The 8,716-nt window shown below is 76.6% G+C and carries 8 protein-coding genes; 6 read left to right on the top strand and 2 right to left on the bottom strand.

Features of this window, described 5'->3' with window-relative positions:
* The coding region (locus KVT14_RS09480; RefSeq protein WP_217615434.1) for a BTAD domain-containing putative transcriptional regulator at window positions 1–861 on the bottom strand (861 nt) is incomplete at its 3' end.
* Window positions 862–1,029: 168 nt separating this feature from the next.
* On the opposite strand from KVT14_RS09480, the gene KVT14_RS09475 reads away from it, so the two are divergent.
* The 4 genes from KVT14_RS09475 (at window position 1,030) to KVT14_RS09460 (ending at window position 5,098) form a co-directional block, all read left to right on the top strand.
* Window positions 1,030–2,328: an amidohydrolase gene (locus KVT14_RS09475; protein WP_217615433.1), complete on the top strand. Its 1,299-nt coding sequence runs from the start codon at window positions 1,030–1,032 to the stop codon at window positions 2,326–2,328.
* Between the two features lie 13 nt (window positions 2,329–2,341).
* Window positions 2,342–3,181, top strand: a complete 840-nt coding sequence (locus KVT14_RS09470; RefSeq protein WP_217615432.1) for an RNA methyltransferase — start codon at window positions 2,342–2,344, stop codon at window positions 3,179–3,181.
* A gap of 191 nt (window positions 3,182–3,372) precedes the next feature.
* Window positions 3,373–4,002 carry a M15 family metallopeptidase gene (locus KVT14_RS09465; RefSeq protein ID WP_217615431.1) on the top strand — a complete coding sequence of 210 codons (630 nt, stop codon included), beginning with the start codon at window positions 3,373–3,375 and terminating at the stop codon, window positions 4,000–4,002.
* A 64-nt stretch (window positions 4,003–4,066) separates the two neighbouring features.
* Complete coding sequence (locus KVT14_RS09460) at window positions 4,067–5,098, top strand: serine hydrolase (protein ID WP_217615430.1); 1,032 nt, start codon at window positions 4,067–4,069, stop codon at window positions 5,096–5,098.
* A 12-nt stretch (window positions 5,099–5,110) separates the two neighbouring features.
* Here KVT14_RS09460 and KVT14_RS09455 read toward each other — a convergent pair whose 3' ends face one another.
* Window positions 5,111–5,323 carry a DUF3072 domain-containing protein gene (locus tag KVT14_RS09455; RefSeq protein ID WP_217615429.1) on the bottom strand — a complete coding sequence of 71 codons (213 nt, stop codon included), beginning with the start codon at window positions 5,321–5,323 and terminating at the stop codon, window positions 5,111–5,113.
* Between the two features lie 147 nt (window positions 5,324–5,470).
* Here KVT14_RS09455 and KVT14_RS09450 point away from each other — a divergent pair, with 147 nt between their 5' ends.
* On the top strand, window positions 5,471–7,180 hold the full coding sequence (locus tag KVT14_RS09450) for a BCCT family transporter (RefSeq protein ID WP_217615428.1): 1,710 nt from the start codon (window positions 5,471–5,473) through the stop codon (window positions 7,178–7,180).
* Window positions 7,181–7,252: 72 nt separating this feature from the next.
* Window positions 7,253–8,704, top strand: coding sequence for an amino acid permease (locus KVT14_RS09445; RefSeq protein WP_217615427.1), 1,452 nt, complete (start codon window positions 7,253–7,255; stop codon window positions 8,702–8,704).
* Window positions 8,705–8,716: the final 12 nt, after the last annotated feature.

Here is an 8,716-nt window from a genome sequence, read left to right as displayed (position 1 = left end):
GGGACGGCCGGCCCGCCCGGAGCCCGCCCGGCCGTCGGTGCGCCCGCCCGCCGCCTGCTCGACCCGCAGCGCCCCGCCCTCGGCACGCGACGACCCGCGGTGGGCGCCGGCGGCCGCCACGGGCCGGCCCGCCGCGAGCGCCGCCGCGTGCGCGGTCCGGAGGTCGTGCGAGGGCAGCAGCCCGATCTCGTCGAGCGCCGCGGCCGCCCGCAGGTACGCCAGCACGGCCTCGCCCGGGCGGCCCTCGGCCGTGCGGGCCCGCACCAGCAGCGCCCACGCCCCCTCGCGGTACGGGTCGCCGTCGAGCGCCCGCTCGGCCGCCTCCGCGGCGCGCTCCGGGTCCGTGCCGATCAGCCCGCGGGCCAGCGCCTCGTGCGCGCTGCGGCGCGCGGTCTCGAGGCGCTCGGCCTCGGCCTGCACCTCCGGCAGGTCGGCCTCGGTGCCGAACGCCGGCCCGCGCCACAGGGCGAGGGCCTCGGCGAGCACCTCGGCGGCGGGCCCGGTCGCCGCGCGGCCGGCGTCCGGCCAGCCGCGGGCGGCGGCGCCCCGGGTCACGGCGCGCACGGCGCGGTCGAACCGGTCGGCGTCGAGGTCCTGCGGGTCGAGCCGGTAGCCGCCCGGGACCGCGCGCAGGTCGGCGCCGACCAACGCGCGGATCCGCGACGCGTGGCTGTGCAGCGTGTGCTCGGCGCTGGGCGGGGGGCCCGTCGGCCACAGCGCGGCGATCAGGCGCTCCCGGGGGACCAGCGCGCCCCGGTGCGCCAGCAGCACCGCCAGCAGGGCGCGCTGACGGGAGCCGCGGACTGGCTCTGCCCCCTCCGCGGTCACGAGCTCCACAGGCCCCAGGACCCCGTACCGCATGTGGCCGATCGTGGCCCCCGGGGGGTGGGCGCGGCAAGGGGTGCCGTGCCGCGGCGCAGGTGGGGGCGGGTCCGTCCCGCGGCCGGGCACACCGACGCCCCGCCCGGCTCACCCGCGCGGGGTAGCGTGCGGCGAGGAACGCCGACCCACCCCGGAGGGACCCGCCGCATGGCCCTGGACACCGCCCCGACCACCGACCCGACCCGCGCCGCCCGGGTGCTCGACACCGCGGGCACCCGCGACGCGCACTGGCGCGACCTGTACCGCGACCTGCACGCGCACCCCGAGCTGTCCGGGCGGGAGCACCGCACCGCCGCGGCGCTCGCGGCCGAGCTGCGCGCGTCCGGCCTCGAGGTCACGGAGGGCGTCGGCGGGACGGGCGTGGTCGGCGTGCTGCGCAACGGCGACGGGCCGGTCGTGATGCTCCGCGCCGACATGGACGGCCTGCCCGTCCTGGAGGAGACCGGCCTGGAGTACCAGAGCCGGCACACCGACGTGAACCCCGCGGGGGAGACCGTCGCCACGATGCACGCCTGCGGCCACGACATGCACGTGACGGCGCTCGCGGCCGCGGTGGACGCGCTCGCCGGCGCGCGCGACGCGTGGTCCGGCACGCTGCTCGTGGTCGGCCAGCCCGCCGAGGAGACCGCGACCGGGGCGAGCGCGATGCTCGCGGACGGCCTGTTCACGCGGTTCCCCAAGCCGGACGTGGCGCTCGGCCAGCACGTCGGGCCGCTGCCGGCCGGGGTGGCGAACCACTCCCGCGGGCTGCTCATGGCGGCCGCGGCGACCCTCGACGTGACGATCCACGGCCGCGGCGGCCACGGCTCCCGCCCGTTCGTCACGGTCGATCCGATCCTCACCGCGGCGTACGCGATCACCCGGCTGCAGACGATCGCCGCGCGCGAGACGTCCCCCGAGGACCCGCTGGTCGTCACGGTCGGCACGTTCCACGCCGGCACGAAGTCGAACATCATCCCGGACACCGCGACGTTCACGGTCAACCTGCGCGCGCGGTCGGACGCCTCGATGGCGCGGGCCGTCGCGGCGGTCGAGCGCATCGTCGGCGCCGAGGCGCAGGCCGCGGGCTGCCCCGAGCCGCCGACGATCACGATGCGGGAGAACCCGCCGGCCACGGTGAACACCGCCGAGGTCGTGGACCGCGTCATGGCCGCCCAGCGGGCCGTCATGCCCGAGGGTGCCGTGCGGACCGCCGAGCCGCTGATGGGCTCCGAGGACTTCTCCGAGTACGGCCTGCCGAAGGGCCGGTACGAGGGCGACCCGGTGCCGTACGCGTTCTGGTTCTGGGGCGGCATGGACCCCGCGCTGTTCCCCGACGGTTACGTCTCGGGCTTCTCCGCGGCCGTGCCCGGGAACCACACCGCCCAGTTCGCCCCGCTCGACGAGCCGACGATCGCCGCGGGCCGCCGGCTGCTCGTCGCCGCCGCGCTGGAGTTCCTGGCCTGACCCCGGTGGGATGATGGCGGGCGTGCCCGCGCTCGACATCGTCCACCTGACCGAACCCGACGACGAGCGGCTCGCCGACTACGTCGCGCTCACCGACGTCGCGCTCCGGTCGCGGCACGAGCCCGAGAAGGGCCTGTACATCGCGGAGAGCTCGACCGTGCTCGGTCGCGCGCTGGCGGCGGGGCACCGGCCGCGGTCGGTGCTGGTGTCGCCGCGCTGGCTGCCGGATCTCACGGCGATGCTGGAGGCGCGCGACCCCGACGGCGAGCCCGTGCGCGTGTACGTCGCGGACCCCGCGGTGCTGGAGGCCATCACCGGCTTCCACGTGCACCGCGGGGCGCTCGCCGCGATGCACCGCCCGCCGCTGCCGCCGGTCGCGGAGGTCATCGCCGGGGCGCGCCGGGTCGCCGTGCTGGAGGACGTCGTCGACCACACGAACGTCGGCGCGGCGTTCCGCTCCGCGGCGGCCATCGGAGTGGACGCGGTGCTGGTGACGCCGCGCTGCGCCGACCCCCTGTACCGGCGGTCGGTCCGGGTCTCGATGGGCACGGTGTTCCAGGTGCCGTGGACCCGGGTGGACCCGTGGCCGGGCGGGATCGACGTGCTGCGCGAGGCCGGTTTCGTGACGGCGGCGCTGGCGCTGTCCGACGACTCGGTGAGCCTGGACGCGCTCGAGGCGGACCCGCCGGAGCGGCTGGCTCTGGTGCTCGGCGCGGAGGGCGACGGTCTGAAGCCGGCGACGATCGCGGCGGCCGACCTCACGGTGCGGATCCCGATGGCCGGGGGCGTGGACTCGCTGAACGTGGCGGCGGCGGGCGCGGTGGCGTTCTGGGCGACGCGCGTGCGGCGCTGACGGGACCCCACGCCTTCCGGCCCCGCCACCGCCGGTCGGCGTGGGTCGCGCCGGAGAACGTGGGCGCGGCGGTCGGTGCCGGGTCGGACGAGGGGACCAGGCGGCCGTCCGACCGGGGTCGGACGGGCGCGCGGGCGCGGTCGGCCCCCGGGGCGACGCGCGCGGACCGTCCCGCGGGCGAGGGTCGGTGCATGCCCCGACACGACCGCGCCCGGCACGACCACCCGCGTCCCCGACCGCGCACCGCGCGCCGGCCGGCCGTCCTCGCGGGGACGGTGGCGGTCGCGGCCCTCGCCCTCGCGGGCTGCTCGGCCGCCGGCGGGCCCGGCGACGGATCCCGTGCACTGCCCGCGGTGCCGGTCTCGACGGCCGACCCCGCGTCGCAGGACCCGACAGGCGCACCCGGGGACGGCCCGGGGCCCGACGCCCCGCCGCTCGCGGACGGCCTCGACGGCGTCGACGCCGACCTCGCCGCGCGGTTCCGGGACGCCCGCGCGGCCGCCGACGCCGAGGGCGTCGAGCTGCGCGTCACCTCGGGGAGGCGCACGCCGGAGGAGCAGCAGCGCCTCGTCGACGACGCCGTCGCGACGCACGGCGTCCCGGAGGCGTACCGCTGGGTGCTGCCGCCGGAGTCGTCCGCGCACGTGCAGGGTCTGGCGGTCGACGTCGGCCCGACCGAGGGGGCGTACTGGCTCGCGCAGCACGGGGTCGACTTCGGGCTGTGCCAGACCTACGCCAACGAGGTGTGGCACTTCGAGAAGCTGCCGGACGGCGCCGACACCTGCCCGGAGCAGCACCCGGACTCGTCCTGGGGGTGGTGACGGCGGGCGGCCCCGCGGCGGAAATCTGCTGGCCGGCCGACGAGGGGCCCCGTAGCGTCGCCGCATGACGACCGCCGAGCACCGCAGCCCGACGACCGCCCCCGAGGACCTCGGACCCGCCCTGCACGCCCGCGCCGAGGCCTCGGCCCTCAGCGGCGTCGTGCACGTCTCCCGCGCCGAGGAGGTGCTGTTCGCCCGGGCGTACGGCTGGGCGGACCGCGCCCGCCGGGTGCCCCCCACGCCCGACCACCGGTTCGGCGTCGCGAGCGTCGCGAAGGGCTTCACCGCCCTGACGATCGCCTCGCTGGTCGAGGAGGGCCGGCTCGGCTGGGACGACCCGGTGCGCCCGGTGCTCGGCGCGGACCTGCCGCTCGTCGACGACCGGGTGACCGTCGACCACCTGCTGGGCCACACGTCCGGGATCGGCGACTACCTGGACGAGAACGGCGACGGCGCGATCACCGACTACGTGCTGACGCTGCCGCCGCACGTGCTGGACGACACCGAGGCCTACCTGCCGATGCTCGCGCCGCACGCCCAGGTGTCCGAGCCGGGCGCGGAGTTCGCGTACAACAACTCCGGGTACGTGCTGCTGGCGCTCGTCGCGCAGCGGGTCGCGGGCGCGCCGTTCGCGGACCTCGTCGCCGAGCGCGTCCTCGGCCCGGCCGGGATGACCCGCACCGGCTTCCCGCGGTCGGACGAGCCCGCGGCGGACCTCGCGCTCGGCTACCTCGACGAGGACGGTCCGCGCACCAACGTGCTGCACCTGCCGGTCCGGGGGAGCGGCGACGGCGGGCTCGCCACCACGGCGGCGGACCTGGCCGCGTTCTGGCGCGCGCTGACCGCCGGCCGCATCGTGCCCCCGGCCACCGTGGCCCGGCTCACGGAGCCGCGGCACGTCGTCGAGGACGAGGGCATGCGCTACGGGCGCGGGTTCTGGCTCGGCCTCGACTCCGACGACCTGGTGCTGGAGGGCTACGACGCGGGCGTCTCCGCGCGCACCCGGCACGACCCGGCGACGGGGGTCACGGTCACCGTGATCGCGAACACGTCGGACGGGGCGTGGCCGGTGCTGCGCGAGCCCGAGGACGACTGAGCCGGCGCGGGGTCAGCTCGCGCCGCGCCCGGTCTCGCCCTGGAGCCGGTCGATCATCTCGGACGCCTGGGCCTTGGTCAGGTCCTCCGGGACCTCCTCGCCGGCCTCCCGGGCGAGGGTGTGCAGGTAGGAGTCCTGCGGGCCGGTCATCGGCTCGTCGCCGGTGACCCAGTCCGCGGGGTCCTTGGCGGCGTCGGTGCTGGGGTCCGGGGTCTGCTCGGTCATGGCGGTCACGCTAGGTCCGGGCACCCGGACGCGCACGGCGAGCGGACCTCGGCGCGCGCCGCGCGAGGGGCGGGTCGATCCTGTGGTGGGTGGTGGCCGCCCTGGCTAGGGTGGTCGCCGCCCTGCCGCCGACCGAAGAGGAACCCCGTGGCGACATCGACGACCGAGACCGAGCCCGACGCGCGGGCGCCCCGACCCGGGAGCGGCCGCGGCCCGTGGGGCACGTCCCGCGCCGTGTTCTGGGGGTCCGTCGCCGTCGTGGCGGCGGTCTCCGGCTTCACGATCCTGTTCCCGGACACGGCGAACGACGTGATCGGCTCGGTGCAGACGAACGTGGTCAGCGCCTTCGGCTGGTACTACGTGGCGCTGGTCGCCGGGTTCGTGGCGTTCGCCATCTGGCTGGGTGTCGGCCGGTGGGGCGACATCACCCTCGGCAAGGACGACGACGAGCCCGAGTACCCGCTCGGCTCCTGGTTCGCGATGCTGTTCGCGACCGGCATGGGCATCGGCCTGGTGTTCTGGGGCGTCGCCGAGCCGCTGAGCCACTACGCCGACCCGAAGCCCGGGGTGACCGGGACGCCCGAGCAGCTCGCGCAGCAGGCGATGTCCCAGACCTACCTGCACTGGGGCCTGAGCGCCTGGGCGATCTACGTGGTCGTCGGCCTGTCGATCGCGTACACGGTGCACCGCAAGGGCCGCCCGGTGTCGATCCGCTGGGCGCTGGAGCCGCTGCTGGGCGACCGGGTGCGCGGCCGGCTCGGCGACGCGGTCGACGTCACCGCCGTCGTGGGCACCGTGTTCGGGGTCGCGACCTCGCTCGGCCTCGGCGTGCTGCAGATCACCGCCGGCCTCGAGCACACGGGGATCGCGACGAGCTCGACGACGCTCCAGGTCGTCCTCATCGTCGTGATCACCGCGGTCGCCACGCTGTCGGTGGTGTCGGGCCTCGACAAGGGGCTCAAGTGGCTGTCGAACATCAACGTCTCGATGGCGGGCGTGCTGCTCGTGCTCGTGCTGGTGCTCGGCCCGACGCTGTTCCTGCTGCGCGAGTTCGTGCAGTCGATCGGGACGTACCTCGCGCAGGTGGTCCCGCTGATGTTCAACGTCTCGGCGTACGCCGGGGCCGAGGGCGAGGCGTGGCAGGCGTCCTGGACGACGTTCTACTGGGGCTGGTGGATCTCCTGGTCCCCGTTCGTGGGCGTGTTCATCGCCCGGATCTCCCGTGGCCGGACCGTCCGGCAGTTCGTCGGCGGCGTGCTGCTCGTCCCGACCATCGTCTGCTTCCTGTGGTTCTCGGTGCTCGGCGGGTCCGCGCTGCACCGGGAGCTGTTCGGGCAGGGCGGCCTGGTCGGCCCGGACGGCGAGGTCGTCCCGGAGAACGCGCTGTTCGACCTGCTCGCCGGGCTGCCGGGCGGCGCGGTGCTGTCGATCGGCGCGATCATCCTGGTCGCGCTGTTCTTCATCACGTCCGCGGACTCGGGCGCCCTCGTCGTCTCGATGCTCGCGGCCGGCGGCGACCCGCACCCCCGGACCCCGCTCCGCGTCGTCTGGGCGGCGCTGGGCGGCGTGCTCGCGATCGCGCTGCTGCTCGCCGGCGGGCTGACCGCGCTCCAGACGGCCGCGATCCTCATCGCGCTGCCGTTCAGCGTCGTGATGATCGGCATGGTCGTCTCGACGTCCCGGTCCCTGCACGCCGAGCACACCGCGTTCCTCCGCGCTGAACGCCGGCAGCTGCGCGCCCAGATCGACGAGCAGGTGTCCCGCCAGCTCTCCCGGCAGGTCGACCGGCGGGTCGACCGGCGGTTCGACGAGCGGCTCGGCCGGTGGCGGCGCTCGCGGGAGCGCCCCGGGAAGTAGGGCCCGCGCGGGGCCGCTACGGTGGTCGGCGGCCGCGACCACCGCGGCCGCCCCCCCGCACCAGGAAGTCGCATGCCCCGCGCCACGCCCGCCCCGTCCACCGTCGCCCCCGCCGCCGCGCCGGCGGGCCCCGAGCAGCCCGCCGGCGGCCACCTCGGCCACGGGCTGCGCACCCGGCACCTCACGATGATGGGGCTGGGCTCCGCGATCGGCGCCGGCCTGTTCCTCGGCAGCGGCGTCGGCATCGCCACGGCCGGCCCGGCGGTGCTGGTGTCCTACGCGATCGCCGGGGTGCTGGTCGTCCTCGTCATGCGGATGCTGGCGGAGATGGCCACCGCCCTCCCTGCCAGCGGCTCGTTCTCCGTGTACGCGGAGCGCGCGCTCGGCCGGTGGGCCGGGTTCACGCTCGGCTGGGTCTACTGGTTCACGCTGATCATGGTGCTCGGTGCCGAGGTCACGGGCGTCTCCCGGATCGTCACCGGCTGGCTGCCGGGCGTGCCGCAGTGGGTGGTCGCGCTCGTCGTGGTCGCCGTGTTCGCGGGCGCCAACCTCGCGGGGGTCCGCAAGTTCGGCGAGCTCGAGTTCTGGTTCGCGCTGATCAAGGTCGCGGCGATCGTGGTGTTCCTGGTGCTCGGCGTGCTGCTCGTGCTGGGCCTGCTGCCCGGCACCGACCCGGTCGGCACCACGAACCTGCTCGGCCACGGCGGCTTCGCGCCGGAGGGCGTGGGCGGGGTGGCGGCGGGGCTGCTGGTCGTGGTGTTCGCGTTCGGCGGCATCGAGATCGTCACGATCGCCGCCGCCGAGGCGCGTGACCCGCAGCGCGCGGTCGGCCGCGCGACCCGGACCATCGTGTGGCGGATCCTGCTGTTCTACGTGGGCTCGGTCGCGATCATGGTGCTGGTCCTGCCGTGGGACGCACCCGTGCTCCAGGAGGGGCCGTTCGTCGCGGTCCTCGACGTGGCCGGGCTGCCCGGCGCCGCGCGGCTGATGGAGGCGGTGGTCGTCATCGCGCTGCTGTCGGCGTTCAACGCGAACGTGTACGCGACGTCCCGCATGGCGTACTCGCTCGCCGGGCGCGGCGACGGGCCCGCGGTGCTGCGCCGGGTGTCCGGGCGCGACGTGCCCTGGGTCGCGGTGCTGGTGTCGGTGGCGTTCGGCGTGGTGGCGGTCGCGCTGAACTGGGCGCTGCCGGACACGCTGCTCGGCATCCTGCTCAACGCGGTCGGCGCGGCGCTGCTGGTCGTCTGGGTGCTGGTCGCGGTGGCGCAGCTGCGGCTGCGGCCGCGGCTCGAGGCGGAGGCCCGTGACCGGGGCGAGCGGCTGCCGCTGCGGATGTGGGGCTACCCGTGGCTGACCTGGGCGACGCTCGCCGCGCTGGCCGGGCTCGTGGTGCTGATGCTCGCGGACGGGTCGGCGCGGGGGCAGCTGCTGTCGACGGCGGGCCTGGTCGCGGTCGTGGTGGGCATCTACGGCGTGACGGCGCTCGTGCGCCGGCGCCGGGCCGCGGCGACCGTCGGGGCCTGAGCGCGGGCCGCG

This window comes from Cellulomonas sp. GbtcB1 (assembly GCF_019091725.1).
Taxonomy (GTDB): Bacteria; Actinomycetota; Actinomycetes; order Actinomycetales; family Cellulomonadaceae; genus Cellulomonas.
This window is presented reverse-complemented; position numbering and strand designations above follow the sequence as displayed.

Bases quoted from the DNA above. Each gene is read 5' to 3' on its own strand.
- KVT14_RS09475 (WP_217615433.1), top strand. From the start codon at position 1,030: ATGGCCCTGGACACCGCCCCGACCACCGACCCGACCCGCGCCGCCCGG.
- KVT14_RS09470 (WP_217615432.1), top strand. From the start codon at position 2,342: ATGGCGGGCGTGCCCGCGCTCGACATCGTCCACCTGACCGAACCCGAC.
- KVT14_RS09455 (WP_217615429.1), bottom strand. From the start codon at position 5,323: ATGACCGAGCAGACCCCGGACCCCAGCACCGACGCCGCCAAGGACCCC.
- KVT14_RS09445 (WP_217615427.1), top strand. From the start codon at position 7,253: ATGCCCCGCGCCACGCCCGCCCCGTCCACCGTCGCCCCCGCCGCCGCG.
- KVT14_RS09460 (WP_217615430.1), top strand. From the start codon at position 4,067: ATGACGACCGCCGAGCACCGCAGCCCGACGACCGCCCCCGAGGACCTC.
- KVT14_RS09465 (WP_217615431.1), top strand. From the start codon at position 3,373: ATGCCCCGACACGACCGCGCCCGGCACGACCACCCGCGTCCCCGACCG.